This window comes from Isoptericola sp. F-RaC21 (assembly GCF_038593535.1).
In the GTDB taxonomy this organism is placed as follows: Bacteria; Actinomycetota; Actinomycetes; order Actinomycetales; family Cellulomonadaceae; genus Isoptericola.
On sequence record NZ_JBCFYX010000004.1, the window covers coordinates 351,944 to 366,648 of the forward strand.

A 14,705-nucleotide genomic window follows, 5' to 3' on the forward strand; every position below is an offset into this window, starting at 1 on the left:
CGCACGATGAAGCGCACCGCCGCGTTCCTGGCCGCCCCGCTCTGCCTGGCCCTCGTCCTGGCAGGCTGCTCGGCCGCCGACCCCGAGACGTCCGACGGCCGTGTCCACCTGACCTTCTGGCACGGGTACACCGAGTCGGACGGTGACGTGCTGAACCAGCTCGTCGAGGACTTCAACGCCTCCCAGGACGACGTCGTCGTCTCCACCGAGGTCAACCCGTGGGACGTCATCGACGACACCGTGCTGCCGGCGCTGTCGGCGGGCAGCGGGCCGGAGATCGTCGCGATGCCGGCCGAGCGGCTGCCCGTGTACGCGGACCGGCGCGCTCTGGTGAACCTCGACGACTTCTACGCCGACGAGCCGGCGACGGCCGACGTCCAGCCCGGTGCCCTCGACATGGTCACCACGGGCGACGGCACCTACGGCGTGCCCACCGGGTTCGTGCCGCTGACCATGTTCTACAACAAGACGCTCTTCGCCGAGGCCGGGGTCGAGGTGCCCCGCACCTGGGACGAGTGGGTGGCCGCGGCGAAGAAGCTCACGGTGGACTCCGACGGGGACGGCACGCCCGAGCAGTACGGCCTCGCCCTGGCCGACCACGCCACGGTGGGCAACGGCGTGTGGCCCACGCTCTTCTACGGCAACGGCGGCGACATCGTCGAGGACGGCACGGCGGTGATCGACTCGCCACAGAACGCCGAGACCCTCCGGTTCTGGCACGACGCGATCGCCGCGGACTCGATCAGCCCCACCGGCCTGGACGGCGTCAAGGGCGACAGCCTGTTCGCCAGCGGCCGCGTCGGGATGTACGTCGGCGGCCCGTGGATGGCCTCCGTCGCCGAGGAGAACGACGTGGACTACGGCATCGCCCCCGTCCCGGCAGGCCCGGACGAGCAGGCGGCCTCGGCGATCGGCGTCGCGATGGCCCTCACCGTGCAGGCCGACGACGAGCAGCGCGCGGCGGCCCAGGAGTTCTTCTCCTACTTCCTCGCCCACGAGCAGGCGGTGACGTGGTCGCTGGGCTCGGGGTGGCCGCCGCTGCGCACCGACGTCGGGCCCGACGAGGTCGCGTCGAACCCCGTCGTCGCCGCGCTCACCACGCAGGCGCCCCTCGCGCGCCCGCTGCTGCCCGGCGTGGTGAACAACGCCGACGTGCTCGAGGAGGTCGACAAGCTCACCCAGCGCGCCATGGCCGGGCAGCCGGTCGACGGCCTGCTGGCCGAGGCGCAGCGCGAGATCCAGGTGGAGCTGGACGAATGACCGCCCGCACGACCGCCCGCACCTGGCCGATCACCCGCCCGACGTCCGAGAGGCACCCCTCATGAGCACCGCGCAGGCCGCAGGCCCCCGCCGCCGGGACTTCCGGGCGCCCGCCCCGCTGGGCGGGCGCAGGCCGGCACCGCGAGGCCGGAGCTCCCGCGGGCGCAGCACCCGCATCGCGTTCGGCTTCCTCGCCCCCGCGCTCGTCGTCCTGGGCGTGTTCGTCGTCTGGCCCATGGTCTCGGCGCTGCAGATGTCGTTCACCGACGCCAGCGGCTTCGGGCAGGCCGAGTGGGTGGGCTGGGACAACTACGCCCGGATCTTCACGGACGCCGACATCCGCGACGCCGTGGTCAACACCGTCGTGTACGCGGTGCTGTTCACCCCCACCGCCGTCGTGGTGGCGCTCGCGCTCGCCCTGCTGCTGAACGACCCGCGGCTGCCGTTCCGCGGCCTCTTCCGCACGGCGCTGTTCCTGCCGTTCATCATCTCGCTCGCCGTCGCCGCGCTGGCCTGGTCGTACCTCATCGACCCGCAGGTGGGGCTGCTGCACTACTGGCTGCGCGGCATCGGGATCGACCTGGGCAACGTGCTCCAGGACCCGACGCTCGCGATGCCCGCGGTCGCCCTCGTGGCGGTGTGGAAGAACTTCGGCTTCTACATGGTGATCTTCCTGGCCGGCCTGCAGGACATCCCCGGCTCCCTCTACGAGGCCGCGAAGATGGACGGCGCCGGCCCCTGGTCCCGCTTCCGCCACATCACGCTGCCGATGCTCTCGAACACGACGGCGTTCGTGCTGATCTTCGCGATGATCGCCGCGCTCCAGGCCTTCGACCAGATCTACGTGATGACCGGCGGCGGCCCGTACGGCAGCACCCAGACCGTGGTCATGGAGATCTACGAGTCGGGCTTCCGACAGCTCGAGCTCGGCTTCGCGTCCGCCCTCTCGTACGTGCTGCTCATCGCGACGCTGCTGCTGAGCATCGTCCAGTTCGTGTTCTTCGGGCGCCGCGAGGAGGAGTCCTGATGTCCGTCGCCACCACCCGCCGACGCCGGGTCCGCCCGTCCACCGTGCTGCTCACCGCCGGCGTCGGGGTCGCCACGCTGGTCGTGCTGCTGCCGCTGTTCATCGTGCTGTTCACGGCGTTCAAGCCGTCGGCCGAGGTCAACGCCTTCCCGCCCACCCTGCTGCCGCAGGCGTGGACGACGGAGAACTTCGACCGGATCTTCTCCGACCTGCCGTTCGCGCGCCTGATCGCCAACAGCTTCGTGTTCGCCGGCGGGGTGACCCTGTTCGCCCTGGTCTTCGACTCGCTGGCCGCCTACGCGCTGGCCCGCATCGACTTCGCCGGGCGCAAGGTGCTCCTGGTGGGCATCGTCGCGACGCTGATGATCCCCTTCCAGGCCACGCTCATCCCCGTCTACCAGATCGTCAGCGACCTGGGCTGGGTCAACACGTTCACCGGGATGATCGCGCCGCGCGCCGCCGACGCCTTCGGCATCTTCTTCCTGCGCCAGTTCTTCCTGTCGCTGCCCCGCGACGTCGACAACGCGGCACGCATCGACGGTGCCTCGGAGCTGCGGGTCTTCTGGCAGGTCGTGCTGCCCAACGCCCGGCCCGCCCTCATGACCCTGGCGATCTTCGTCTTCGTCAACAACTGGAACGACCTGCTCTGGCCGCTGGTCTTCACCACCGAACAGGAGATGAGCACCATCACCTCTGGACTGACCCTGCTCACCGGCCCCGGGGGCATCGTGCCCTACGGCGTCATGATGGCGGGGGCCCTCGTCGCCGTCGTCCCGCTCGTGCTCGCCTTCATGCTGGTGCAGCGCAAGTTCATCGAGTCCATCGCCACGACGGGGCTCAAGTGACGGGCCCCGCGCGCGCCCCGCGCTGGTACGAGGACGGCGCCCTGCACTTCGGCCTCGGCATCGAGGACACCTTCGTGCCGCAGACCCGGCCGGGCGAGCGGGCGATCGACGAGTACGAGCTCACGGACCACTACGGCCGGTTCCACGAGGACCTCGGGCTGGCCGTCGACGCCGGAGCGACCTTCCTGCGCTGGGGCGTGCCGTGGTATCGGGTCGCCCCCGCGCCGGGCGAGTGGGACTGGTCGTGGGTGGACCGTGTCGTCGACCGCTTCGGCGAGCTCGGGCTGCGCCCGGTGATCGACCTGCTCCACTACGGCACGCCGCTGTGGCTGGAGGGACAGTTCGCCCACCCCGACTACCCGAAGGTCGTCGCCGAGTACGCGGTGGCGTTCGCCGAGCGGTACGGCGACCGGGTGACCGACTACACGCCCGTCAACGAGCCCATGATCCACGCGCTGTTCAGCGGCGCGTACGGGTACTGGCCTCCGTACCTCACCGGCGACCGGGGCCTGACCACGATGGTCGGGGCCCTGGCCGAGGGCTTCGTGCGCACCCAGCAGGGGATCGCCGAGACGCTCGGCCCCCGCGCCACGTTCCTGCACGTGGACGCCTCCATGCGGTACGCGGGGGACGTCACGGGCGAGCACCGCGCGCAGGTCGAGCGCCTGCGGCACCAGGCCCACCTCGTCGAGGACCTGGTGACCGGCCGGGTCGACGACGCGCACCCGCTCGTGGGTCTCCTGCGCGCCGGGGGCTTCGACGACGCCACGCTGTCCTGGTTCGCGGAGCAGGCGGTGCGCCCCGACGTCATGGGGATGAACTACTACCCCCGCATCTCCACCGAGGTGTTCGAGGAGGGCGTCCACCACGGCGGCGGGTTCGCCGACCCCCGCCCGGCGCAGGACGCCGGCGTCGAGGGTCTCGTCGAGGTGCTCACCGAGGCCGAGCGACGGCACGGGGTGCCCGTGATGCTCACCGAGACCTCCGTGACCGCGCCCGAGGCCGACCGCATCGCGTGGCTGCACGAGTCCGTCGCGGCGATCCGCCGCCTCCGGGCCGACGGGCACGAGATCGTCGGCTACACGTGGTGGCCGGTGTTCGACATGTACGAGTGGACGTACCGCCACGGCACCGGCCCTCGCGAGGACTACCTCCTCACCATGGGGCTGTGGGACCTGGTCGAGGACGGCGCCGGCGGGCTCGACCGCCGGCGGACGCCCGTCGCGGACACCTACCGCGAGCTCGCCACCGACCGCGAGGCCAACCTCGGCCGCACGGTGTGACGCCCTGCCCGGCCGACACCCGCCGTGGACGCGGTGTCAGCCGGGCTGCTCGTCCAGGAGCGTGCCCGCCGCGTGCGCCTCGAAGAGCGCGGACGCGGCGTCGGCGTCGCCGTCGTCGAGGACGTCGAGCAGGCTGCGGTGCCAGTCGGCCACCTGGTGCCAGTCGCCCGTGAACTCGGGGTCGCCGAGCAGGTGCATGGACCGCAGGCTGGGCTCGATGATGTCCCACATGCGCGGCAGGTAGGTGTTGCCGCTGGCCTCGATGACGGCGCGGTGGAAGCCGAAGTCGAGCTCGCGGAACGCGGGCAGGTCGGCCGCGTCGACGGCGCCGTGCATCTCGTCGATGACCTTCTCCAGGCTGGAGCGCGTCTCGGGGGCGAGCTGCCCGCACGCGAGCCGCCCGGCCAGCGCCTCGAGGGCCACGCGCGCCTGCTTGGCCTGCTGCGCCTCCTCGTCGGAGTACTGCGCCACGAAGTTGCCCTGGTGGCGCACGTGCGTCACGAGCCCCTCGTGGGCGAGGCGCTTGAGCGCGTCGCGCACGGGCGCCTGGCTGACCTGGAGGCGGCGGGCGAGCTGCGACTCGACGAGCTGCTCCCCCGGTTCGAGCTGCGACGTCTTGATCATCGACTTCACGAGGTCGTAGATCTGGTCCGACAGGAGCCCCCGCTCCAGGCCGCTGATCGAGCTGAGCGCGTCCGTCATCCCTGCACCTTAACGCCATTATCGACAATCGTTTGTGCCCCGCTGGACGCCTCGCGGGAAGCGGCGAGCCAGGCGTCCGCGATGATCCGCGACGCCGGGGGCGTCGGGTGCACGCCGTCCGGGGCGAGCGCCGCGGCCCCGACGTCCTGCGCCGCGCGGGTCAGCAGCGGGTGCAGCGGCACCAGCGCGGCCCCGGTCTCGGCGGCCAGCCGTGCGACGACGTCCCGCTTGCCGTCGAGGTCCTCCAGCCAGCCCTCCTGCTCGGGGCGCACGGGCAGCAGGAACGGCTCGACGAGCACGAGCCGCGGGCTGCCCGGCACCCGAGCGAGCAGCCGCCGGTAGGTCGCCTCGAACGCCTCGGCGCTGGTCGGGTCGTCGGCATCGAACCGGCGCCAGGTGTCGTTGACGCCCACGTACACGGTGAGGACGTCGGGGGCGGTCGGCACGACGTCGCGCTCCCACCGCTCCTCGAGGTCGACGGCGCGGTTGCCGCCGATGCCCAGGTTCACCACGACGGCGTCCGGCCGGTCGGCCGCGACGAGGGAGACGTAGCCGTCGCCGAGCGACGCAGCGTCGGCGCGGTCGCGGCCGGCGTCGGTGATGGAGTCCCCGACGAAGACGAGGCGTTCGGGGGCGGCACTGCTGGTCATGAGCTCTCCTTCGAGTGGCGGACGGGTCCGACCGTAGCGGGTCGGGGCCGCCGTCACCTCATTGTCAGCGATTATCGATTAATGTAGCCTGCCGGTGCTTGACGATCCGGGCGCGCCGCACCCTGCGTCGCACCCGACTACCCGTGACCACACGAGAGGTCGGAGCACTCGCAATGAAGCGACCACTGTCAGCACTGCTGCTGACGTCCCTGCTCGTCGCAGGGACCCAGACGGCGGCCCACGCCGAACCACCCCCGCACTCCGCACCGCAGTCCAAGGCCGGGGCGACGTTCTTCGTCTCCCCCGACGGCGACGACGACGCGAGCGGCCGCAGCGAGAACCAGCCGCTGCGCACGCTCGAGGGCGCCCGCGACGCGATCCGCGCGCTCAAGGCCGACGAGGGGCTGCCGGACCGCGGCGTCACCGTCTACCTCCGTGAGGGCACGTACGAGCGCTCGGAGTCCTTCCTCCTCGGCGAGGAGGACTCGGGCACCGCGGACGCCCCCATCACCTACCGCTCCTACCCGGGCGAGCGGGCCACGCTCTCGGGCGGCAAGGAGCTGCCCTACGACGGCTTCTCCCCCGTGACCGACCAGGCCGTGCTGGACCGGATCATCGAGACGTCCGCGCGCGACGACGTCCTGCAGATCGACCTGCGCGAGCTCGGCATCGACGACTACGGCCAGCTCAGCCGGCACGGCTACTGGAAGGCCAACGACGTCAGCACGACGCCGCCCATGGAGCTGTACGTGGACGGCGAGGACATGACCCTCGCACGCTGGCCCAACGCCGGCGCCGCGAAGGACACGGTCCAGATGAACAAGATCGTCGACCCCGGCCCCACCAAGGACGACGCCGACCTCCAGGAGCGCGGCGGCACGTTCAGCTACTCCTACGACCGCCCGCAGTACTGGGGCGACGCGAAGGACGTCTGGCTGGACGGCATCTTCGGCCAGAGCTGGGAGTGGTCGTACAACAAGGTCGACACGATCGACACCGACGCGCGCACCATCACGCTGCGGTACGGCGAGATGTCCGGCCTCATGAAGACCTGGTACCCGGACTTCCACTTCGTGCAGAACCTGCTCGAGGAGCTCGACGCGCCGGGCGAGTACTACATCGACCGCGACGTCGGGAAGCTCTACCTGGTGCCGAACGCGTCGTTCCTCGCCGAGCGCGGGGCGCCGGTCGTCACGACGCTCGACGAGCCGATGATCCGCACCGACGGCGCGTCGTACGTGACGTTCGACGACCTGGTCCTCGAGTACGGGCGCGCGCTGGGCGCGGTCATCCTCGGCGGCAGCCACGTGACGATCTCGAACAGCGACATCCAGAACTTCGCCGACGGCGGCGTGTCGATCAACTCGCCGGGGCGGTACACCTACGACGGCATCCCGGTGAACCGGGGCGGCCGCGACCATGCCGTGGTGTCCAGCGACATCCGGCACGTGGGCGGCGTCGGCATCGTGCTGCAGGGCGGCGACAAGAAGACCCTGGAGCCGGGGCGCAACCGCGTGGAGAACTCCCACATCCACGACTTCGCCTACTACCACAAGGCCTACAACCCGGGCGTGATGTTCGACGGCGTCGGGAACGTCGCGCGCGGCAACGAGATCAACGACGCGCCGCACCCGGGCGTCATCGTGCACGGCAACGACCACCTGTTCGAGCAGAACGAGGTCTACGACGTCTGCAAGACGTTCCAGGACCTCGGCGCGATCTACATGAACTCGGGCAAGACGCCGCAGCAGCGCGGGCACGTGTTCCGGCAGAACTACTTCCACGACATCGGCCTGGGCAAGGACGGCGTCGAGGGCATCTACGCCGACAACTTCACGTGGGACCTGAACATCGAGCAGAACGTGTTCGTGGACATGGGCAACGACGCGATCAAGTCCGGCTCGGCCGACTACATCGACGCCGTGAACAACGTGTTCGTCGACACCAAGGTGCCCTACGACAACTACACGCAGTGGATGGGCGACGGGCCGGGCAACTCCGTGGACTCGCACTACATGGAGGACTGGAAGAAGGTGTTCGCCGACAACGACGACTTCGTCGGCACGCCGTACCTGGAGAAGTACCCCGAGCTGGCGCACTTCTTCGAGGACAACCACTACTTCCCCGACCACAGCTCGTTCGCGCGCAACGTGGTGTGGAACCCGGACCGCGCCCGGAACCCGGACGTCAACGCGCACGGCGCGCTCGACACGAAGAACCTGCTCAACTACGGGTCCGGCGACGACGCCAACTGGGTGACGGACGACGACCCGGGCTTCGTGGACGCGGCGAAGGGCGACTACACGCTGCGCGAGGACTCCGCCGTCTTCGACCAGATCCCCGGCTTCGAGGCCATCCCGTTCGGCGAGATCGGCACCGACGGTCACGTCGGCCAGTCGCTGACGCCGGACAGCGTGGCCCTGGAGTCGCTGGCGCTGCCCGCGGACCAGCTGTCGGTCACCCTCGGCGACGAGGTCTCCGTGGCCGCGCAGGCGGTGCCGTGGAACGCGACCCAGCAGGCCGTCACGTACACCTCCAGCGACCCGGAGGTCGCGGCCGTCACCGCGGCGGGGATCCTCACCGCCGTCGGGCCGGGCGAGGTGACGGTGACCGCGGAGGCGAAGGCCGACGCGGGCATCCGCGACGAGATGACCGTGACGGTGGCCGCCGGCGACGGGGTGCTGCACTCGACGGACTTCGAGACGGGGGCGAACGGCTGGCCCACCGACCCGAACCGCGCGATCGTCGACGACGGCACGGGCGACCACGTCTACCGGATCAAGAACGGCGCCAACGCCCAGCTGGGCCGCTCGTTCTCCGAGTACGCGCTCGACTTCACCGTGACGACGCCGGCCCAGGTGCCGGAGGGCGGCCAGCTGCTCGTCTACGACCGCACCGGCAGCACGCCGGGCGGGTACGTCCGCTACCGCCACGCGGCGGCCGGCTCGACGTGGACGATCTTCGACTCCGCGTGGGGCACGGTGCAGGAGACGACGCTCCCCGCGGGCGAGGGCCTGGAGCCGGGCACGCAGTACGACGTGCGGGTCGTGGTGACGGCCGGCGGCGTCCGCGTGCTGCTCGACGGCGCGGAGGTCGTGAAGGGCGCCAACCCGGCCCCCGAGGCCGCCGGCAAGGTCGGCTTCTACGTGCAGGGCTTCGCGTCGCTGGACCTCGACGACGTGCGGTTCTCGCTCGTGGGCGTCGACCCGGACGGGCTGACGCTGGCGCCGTCCGAGGCGACGATCGAGCCGGGCGAGACGCACCCGGTCGCGCCGTCGTTCACGCCGGCGGACGCCACCCGCACCGGGCTGGAGTGGACGTCGAGCGACGAGGCCGTCGCGACCGTGGACGCCCAGGGCGTGGTCCGCGGCGTCGGCGCCGGCACCGCGACGATCACCGCGACGTCGACGGCGGTGCCCGACCTGGCCGCGTCGTCGACCGTCACCGTGCAGGCGGCGGACCACCCGGTGACCGACCTGGGCGCCGAGATCCTCGACCCGGCGGCCTGGGCCCCGGGCGAGGGGGTGACGGTGGCCGACGGCGCGGCCCACCTGGCGCCACGCGGCGCCTGGAGCCTCGCGCCGAAGCAGTTCGGCGACGAGCTGCTCCGGTTCGACACCACGGTCGGCGCGTTCAACGGCGGCTGGTTCGGGTTCTCCGTGCGGTCGAAGACCGCGGGCGACCCGGTGTGGACCAACAGCAGCTCGGGCTACCTGGTGGTGATCAAGGAGGACGTCATCGAGATGCAGCGGTGGAGCCCCGCCGTCTTCATGGTCGACACGTTCCCCAACACGGTGATCGAGCCGAGCTCGACCCACGAGGTCACGTTCGGCGCGGTCGACGTGGAGGGCGGCACGCGCGTGGTGCTGCGCGTCGACGGCGAGCCGGTGTGGAGCTGGCTCGACGACACCGCCGACAGCCCTCTGGCCGGCGACGGGTACTTCACCGCGTACCGGCAGGGCCCCGCGGGCGAGATGAGCATCGCCCCCACCGCCGGTTGAGCCTGTCGAAACCCGGCTGATTGAGCCTGTCGAAATCCCGGTGCACGGATTTCGACAGGCTCAATCACCGCAACGGGGTTTCGACAGGCTCTCTCGGCGCGTCCCTTCGCTATCTTGTTGGCGTGAGCGCCAACAACAGCGGGGCACGGCCGCCCCGGCGCCGGCGCCGCTCCCCCGAGCAGGCACGGCAGGAGATCCTCGACGCCGCCACGGCGCTCGTCGCCGAGCACGGCCCGGACGGCGTCACGCTCGCGCGTGTGGCCCGGGCCGCCGGCGTGACCCGCGGGCTCGTGAGCCACTACTTCGGCACGTACGCCGGCCTCGTCCGGGAGGTGCTGCGCCAGGAGGACGCCCGCCATCGCGAGCGCGTCCTGGCCCGGGTGCGGGACGACGCCGGCGTGCCGTACGCGGCCCGCATGCTCGACGTCGTCTTCGCCACGCTCGCGGACGAGCAGTACCTGCGCCTGTGGACCTGGTCCGCGCTGCACCCGGAGCACGGGACGATCGCCGCCGGCGGGCTCGCGGGCATCGCGGACACGATGGAGGCCGGGCTGCGCGCCGCGCTGCCCGCCGAGCGGGTGCCGTCCCGCGACCGGGTCGAGGCCGTCCTGCTGCTGGGCATGGCGGGCGCCTACGGCTACGCGCTCGGCGGGCGGTCCTGGCAGTCGGCGCTCGGCCACGACCCGGACGACCCCCGGCGCGCCGAGAACTTCCGGGACGCGCTCACCCGAGCCGTCGCGGCGCACCTGGTCGCCGAGGAGGAGTCCTGATGGACGAGCTCCCCCCGCAGGTCCTCGTGGGCCTCGTGACGCTCGCGGTCATCGTCCTCGTGCGGCTGCGCGCGCGCCCGGTGCGTGTACGCCGCCTCGTCGTCGGCCCGTGCGTCGTCGTCCTGGTCGGCGCGTTCCTGCTGGTGCCGTGGGTGGCCGCGGGCACCGGCAGCGTCGGGGCGACCGTGGTCGTCGCCCTCGCCGACCTCGTGCTCACGGTCGGGCTCGGCGTGGCGCGCGGCGCGACGGTCCAGGTGGAGCGCGGCGCGGCCGGGAGGGTCGAGTACCGCTACACGGGGCTGACGGTGGTGCTGTGGGTGGTCTCCGTCGCCCTGCGCTTCTCGCTGGCCGGCGCCGGCGCGCGGCTCGACGCCGCACCGGCCGTGACCGAGGGCAGCGTGCTGCTCGCGCTCGGGATCTCGCTGCTGGTGCAGAACCTCGTCGTGGCGCGCGCCGCCCGGGCCCGTCAGCCCTTGACCGAGCCCAGCATCACGCCCGACACGAAGAACCTCTGGACGAAGGGGTAGACGCACAGGATCGGCACGATCGTGAGGATCATCGTGACCGCCTGGATGTTCGCCGACACGGCCTGCGTGGTGGCCCCGACCGCGGCCGCGCCCTCGGACGCCGTCGTCGAGGCGCCCGCGATGAGGTTGCGCAGGAACAGGGTGACCGGGAACAGGTCGTTCTTGTCGAGGTACAGGAACGCGGCGAACCAGTCGTTCCAGTAGGCCACGGAGTAGAACAGCACCATCGTGGCGAGCACGGCCTTCGACAGCGGCAGCACGATGCGGCCGAAGATCCCGAACCAGCCCAGGCCGTCGATCTGCGCGGCCTCCTCCAGCTCCTGGGGGAGGTTCTCGAAGAACGACTTCATCACCAGCAGGTTGAACACCGACACCGCACCGGGCAGCACGACCGCCCACATCGTGTTCTTGAGCCCGAGCGACGAGATCAGCACGTAGTTCGGCACCAGGCCGCCGTTGAAGAACATCGTGAAGACGGCGATCCCGATGAGCACCCCGCGGCCGCGCAGGTGCTTCTTGGAGATCACGAACGCGAACGTGGTGGTCAGCACCATCGCGATCGTCGTGCCGACGAGCGTGTAGACGAGCGTGTTGCGGTAGCTGGTCCAGAACATCTGGTCCTGCGCCACCGCGTGGTAGGTGTCGAGGTTGAAGCCCACCGGCCAGAAGCTCACCAGGCCGGCCTTGATCGCCCCCGGGCTGCTGAACGACTGCGCCAGCACGGTGACGAACGGGTAGAGCATGAACAGCGACACCACCACCAGCGCCACCGTGTTGAACACCGTGAACGCCCGGTACCCCCGGGTGTCCCGCGCCCCGACCGGCTTCCCTGGCCGGGCCAGGCCGCCGGGTAGCGACATCCCGCTCTGCGTCACCACAGGCTTGCTCCCACCACTCGTCGCGAGATGAAGTTGGCGCTCAGCACCATCACCAGGCCGATGCACGCCTGGAAGAGGCCGATGGCGGCCGCGTAGCTGAGGTTGTTGGACACCAGGCCGACCCGGTACAGGTACGTCGAGATGACGTCGGCCGTCGAATACGTCAGCGGGTTGTAGAGCAGCAGGACCTTCTCGAAGCCGACGTTGAGGAACGTGCCGATGTTGAGGATGAGCAGCGTGATCATCGTCGGGCGGATGCCCGGGATCGTGACGTGCCAGGTCTGCTTCCACCGGTTCGCGCCGTCGATGCGCGCCGCCTCGTAGAGGGACCCGTCCACGGTGGTCAGCGCGGCGAGGTAGAGGATCGTGCCCCAGCCGACGGTCTGCCAGACCTCCGAACCCACGTAGATCGTGCGGAACCACTCCGCCCGCTGCAGGAACGGGATCCCCTGGCCGCCGAGCCCCTCGATGATCTGGTTGACCGTGCCCTGCAGCGACAGCAGCTGCATGACCATGCCCGCCACGATCACCAGCGACAGGAAGTGCGGCAGGTAGGAGATCGACTGGATGGTCCGCTTGAACGCCTTCTTGCGCACCTCGTTGAGGAGCAGCGCCAGCACGATCGGCAACGGGAAGCAGACCACGAGCGTCAGCCCGCCGAGGATCGCCGTGTTGGCGAACACGTGCCAGAACGTCGGGTCGTGGATGAACATGTCCACGTACCGCAGGCCCACCCACTGCTCGCCGAAGATGCTCCCGCCGGGCCGGAACTGGCGGAACGCGATGACGTTCCCCAGCATCGGCACGTAGCGGAAGACGACGAGGAACAGCACCGGCACGACGGCCAGGGCGTACAGCTGCCAGTCGCGGCGCAGGGTCAGCCGCCACGACCGGCGGGCGGGCCGCGTGCCCACGGGTCCGTCGGGCACGGTGGCGGGCCCGGCCGCCGCCCGATCCAACGTCACGCTCATGCGTCGCTCCTTCGTGAGCTCCCGGAGGCCAGGGCTAGTTCTTCGCCGCGAAGCGCTGCTGCGCCCCGTTGACGAGGTCGAGGTAGCCCTGCAGGTTCTGCCCCTCGAGCTCGCCCACGTAGGCGTCCCACTCCGACAGCGGCCGGTCGCCGAGGATGAACTTGAGCGTGTTCGTGTCCACGGTGTCCTTGAGCGGGGTGGCCAGCAGCGACGCCTGCTCCAGCTCCGCGTCGTCCAGCGGCGCGGGCGGGAACGGGTCGCGGGGCGTCCTGGTCTCGAGCACCGTGTCCATGTACTCGACGAACTGCTCGGAGCTGTAGGACTCCTTGAGCGCCCGCGACTCGGTCGACTCCGCGAGGAACGTCGAGAACCCGAGGTCCTTCTGCAGGTCGGTCTTGCCGTCCGGGTTGATGTTGAAGGCGTCGAGCGAGTAGTCGGGGTCGATCGTGATCGTGCCGTCGGCGTCCTTGGTGTAGGTCTCGCCCTCGATGCCCCAGCGCAGCATCTCGCGCGCGTCGGGGCTGTAGTACAGCCAGTCGAGGAACTGCACCATGGCCACGAAGTTCGGGCTGTCCTTGGCCTCGGCGCTCAGCATGAACCCGTGCCAGAAGTTGCGGGGCTCCACGACCTGGCCGGCAGGCCCGCCGGGCGGGGCGATCTGGATCAGCTCGACGTCGGCGTCGGGGTCGGCCGCCTTCAGCGCGGTGCGGAACTCCTCGACGGTGCCCGAGGACCCGGAGGCGGCGAAGACGGCGCTGTTCGCCACCTTCTCGGAGACGTCGCCGCCGCCGCTGCCGTCGTTCGACGCGGTGAGCGACTCCGGGTCGAGCAGCCCGTCCTCGACGAGGCCGTGGAAGTACTCGACCATCTCCTGGTAGCCGTCCGAGGTCGCGGCGTACCTGAACTCGCCGGCCCCCTCGTCCCAGAACGTGCCGTTGCCGAAGCCCCAGCCGCCCACCGTGCCGAACGCGTGCGCGGCGTAGTTGAGCAGCGACTGCCCCTCGAAGCCGTCCGCGAGCGGGTACGACTCCGGGTGCTTCTCCTTGATCTTCGCCAGGGCGTCGCGGAGCTCGTCCCAGGTCTCGGGCGTCTTCGCGCCGACCTCGTCGAAGACGTCCTTGCGGATGATCATCGAGAAGACCGGGACCGAGACCTCCTGCAGGCCGGGCACCATGTAGTACTTGCCGTCGTCCTGGCGGAGGTTGTCGATCATGTCGCCGAGGTCCCACTCCTCGACGTACTTCTGGAAGTTCGGCATGAGGTCGACGTAGTCGCTCATCGGCAGCACCGCGCCGGACGACACGAACGGCGCGTCCTCGCCCGTGTACACGAGCGGGATGATCTGCGGCGCGTCGCCCGCGCTGATGAGCAGGCTGCGCTTCTCGGTGGCGTCGCTGAACGGGATGTTGGTGGGCTCGAGCGTGACGTTCGTCCGCTTCTCGATCTCGTCGAAGAGGCGCCAGGAGTCCTTGATCGGCAGGTCGGGCCAGTCGGTCCACAGGATCGAGAAGTCGAGCGGCTCGGTCGCCGTGAACTGCTGGTCGGCCGCGAAGTCGGTCATCGACCCCGCGGTGTTCTCCGACCCGGCCCCGTCCTCCTCGCCCTCGTCGCTGCCGCAGGCGGCGAGGAGGAGCATCGAGGTCGCGGCGAGCGCCGCCGTGCCGAGCTGCCATGGCCGACGGTGCGCCCGCGGCGTCAGATCACGCGTCATGTGTCTCCCCTTCGAGAACCCGAGCCGCACTGCCCGAGCGATTTTAGCGTTAAACTAGAGCCCTGCTCGGGGCCCGTCAA

Annotated in this window: 12 protein-coding genes; 7 read left to right on the plus strand and 5 right to left on the minus strand. The window is 70.7% G+C overall.

Going from position 1 to position 14,705, the window contains the following annotated elements:
* Nucleotides 1-6: 6 nt before the first annotated feature.
* The 4 genes from AAG589_RS16475 (at nucleotide 7) to AAG589_RS16490 (ending at nucleotide 4,415) form a co-directional block, all read left to right on the plus strand.
* Nucleotides 7-1,260 carry an ABC transporter substrate-binding protein gene (locus tag AAG589_RS16475; protein WP_430568357.1) on the plus strand — a complete coding sequence of 418 codons (1,254 nt, stop codon included), beginning with the start codon at nucleotides 7-9 and terminating at the stop codon, nucleotides 1,258-1,260.
* 61 nt (nucleotides 1,261-1,321) lie between these two features.
* Entirely contained in the window at nucleotides 1,322-2,287 is a 966-nt protein-coding gene (locus AAG589_RS16480; protein WP_430568358.1) for a carbohydrate ABC transporter permease, read from the plus strand.
* Nucleotides 2,287-3,132: a carbohydrate ABC transporter permease gene (locus AAG589_RS16485; protein ID WP_430568359.1), complete on the plus strand. Its 846-nt coding sequence runs from the start codon at nucleotides 2,287-2,289 to the stop codon at nucleotides 3,130-3,132. The genes AAG589_RS16480 and AAG589_RS16485 overlap by 1 nt, the downstream gene beginning before the upstream one ends.
* Nucleotides 3,129-4,415: a family 1 glycosylhydrolase gene (locus AAG589_RS16490; RefSeq protein ID WP_430568360.1), complete on the plus strand. Its 1,287-nt coding sequence runs from the start codon at nucleotides 3,129-3,131 to the stop codon at nucleotides 4,413-4,415. Before AAG589_RS16485 ends, AAG589_RS16490 begins: the two co-directional genes overlap by 4 nt.
* Nucleotides 4,416-4,451: 36 nt before the next feature.
* Here the strand turns inward: AAG589_RS16490 and AAG589_RS16495 are convergent, their stop codons facing one another.
* Both AAG589_RS16495 and AAG589_RS16500 read right to left on the minus strand, forming a co-directional pair.
* Nucleotides 4,452-5,117, minus strand: a complete 666-nt coding sequence (locus AAG589_RS16495; protein ID WP_430568361.1) for a GntR family transcriptional regulator — start codon at nucleotides 5,115-5,117, stop codon at nucleotides 4,452-4,454.
* Nucleotides 5,114-5,767 (minus strand): SGNH/GDSL hydrolase family protein, encoded by a 654-nt coding sequence (locus tag AAG589_RS16500; protein WP_430568362.1) that lies wholly within the window; start codon nucleotides 5,765-5,767, stop codon nucleotides 5,114-5,116. Before AAG589_RS16500 ends, AAG589_RS16495 begins: the two co-directional genes overlap by 4 nt.
* 173 nt (nucleotides 5,768-5,940) lie before the next feature.
* On the opposite strand from AAG589_RS16500, the gene AAG589_RS16505 reads away from it, so the two are divergent.
* The 3 genes from AAG589_RS16505 (at nucleotide 5,941) to AAG589_RS16515 (ending at nucleotide 11,065) form a co-directional block, all read left to right on the plus strand.
* A complete protein-coding gene (locus tag AAG589_RS16505) occupies nucleotides 5,941-9,768 on the plus strand; it encodes an Ig-like domain-containing protein (protein WP_430568363.1) in 3,828 nt (1,275 codons plus the stop codon).
* A 122-nt stretch (nucleotides 9,769-9,890) separates the two neighbouring features.
* Complete coding sequence (locus AAG589_RS16510; RefSeq protein WP_430568364.1) at nucleotides 9,891-10,538, plus strand: TetR/AcrR family transcriptional regulator; 648 nt, start codon at nucleotides 9,891-9,893, stop codon at nucleotides 10,536-10,538.
* Complete coding sequence (locus AAG589_RS16515; RefSeq protein ID WP_430568365.1) at nucleotides 10,538-11,065, plus strand: hypothetical protein; 528 nt, start codon at nucleotides 10,538-10,540, stop codon at nucleotides 11,063-11,065. The genes AAG589_RS16510 and AAG589_RS16515 overlap by 1 nt, the downstream gene beginning before the upstream one ends.
* Here AAG589_RS16515 and AAG589_RS16520 read toward each other — a convergent pair.
* The 3 genes from AAG589_RS16520 to AAG589_RS16530 are packed head-to-tail and all read right to left on the minus strand — an operon-like array spanning nucleotide 11,005 to nucleotide 14,625.
* A complete protein-coding gene (locus AAG589_RS16520) occupies nucleotides 11,005-11,925 on the minus strand; it encodes a carbohydrate ABC transporter permease (RefSeq protein ID WP_430568702.1) in 921 nt (306 codons plus the stop codon). The genes AAG589_RS16515 and AAG589_RS16520 overlap by 61 nt on opposite strands.
* Before the next feature lie 11 nt (nucleotides 11,926-11,936).
* Nucleotides 11,937-12,914, minus strand: a complete 978-nt coding sequence (locus AAG589_RS16525) for an ABC transporter permease (protein ID WP_430568366.1) — start codon at nucleotides 12,912-12,914, stop codon at nucleotides 11,937-11,939.
* Nucleotides 12,915-12,948: 34 nt separating this feature from the next.
* On the minus strand, nucleotides 12,949-14,625 hold the full coding sequence (locus AAG589_RS16530) for an ABC transporter substrate-binding protein (protein WP_430568367.1): 1,677 nt from the start codon (nucleotides 14,623-14,625) through the stop codon (nucleotides 12,949-12,951).
* Between the last annotated feature and the right edge of the window lie 80 nt (nucleotides 14,626-14,705).

What these genes read in the sequence shown, in the direction of transcription:
- AAG589_RS16475 (WP_430568357.1), top strand. Translation starts at nt 7, where the DNA reads ATGAAGCGCACCGCCGCGTTCCTGGCCGCCCCGCTCTGCCTGGCCCTC.
- AAG589_RS16480 (WP_430568358.1), top strand. Translation starts at nt 1,322, where the DNA reads ATGAGCACCGCGCAGGCCGCAGGCCCCCGCCGCCGGGACTTCCGGGCG.
- AAG589_RS16485 (WP_430568359.1), top strand. Translation starts at nt 2,287, where the DNA reads ATGTCCGTCGCCACCACCCGCCGACGCCGGGTCCGCCCGTCCACCGTG.
- AAG589_RS16495 (WP_430568361.1), bottom strand. Translation starts at nt 5,117, where the DNA reads ATGACGGACGCGCTCAGCTCGATCAGCGGCCTGGAGCGGGGGCTCCTG.
- AAG589_RS16500 (WP_430568362.1), bottom strand. Translation starts at nt 5,767, where the DNA reads ATGACCAGCAGTGCCGCCCCCGAACGCCTCGTCTTCGTCGGGGACTCC.
- AAG589_RS16505 (WP_430568363.1), top strand. Translation starts at nt 5,941, where the DNA reads ATGAAGCGACCACTGTCAGCACTGCTGCTGACGTCCCTGCTCGTCGCA.
- AAG589_RS16515 (WP_430568365.1), top strand. Translation starts at nt 10,538, where the DNA reads ATGGACGAGCTCCCCCCGCAGGTCCTCGTGGGCCTCGTGACGCTCGCG.
- AAG589_RS16520 (WP_430568702.1), bottom strand. Translation starts at nt 11,925, where the DNA reads ATGTCGCTACCCGGCGGCCTGGCCCGGCCAGGGAAGCCGGTCGGGGCG.
- AAG589_RS16525 (WP_430568366.1), bottom strand. Translation starts at nt 12,914, where the DNA reads ATGAGCGTGACGTTGGATCGGGCGGCGGCCGGGCCCGCCACCGTGCCC.
- AAG589_RS16530 (WP_430568367.1), bottom strand. Translation starts at nt 14,625, where the DNA reads ATGACGCGTGATCTGACGCCGCGGGCGCACCGTCGGCCATGGCAGCTC.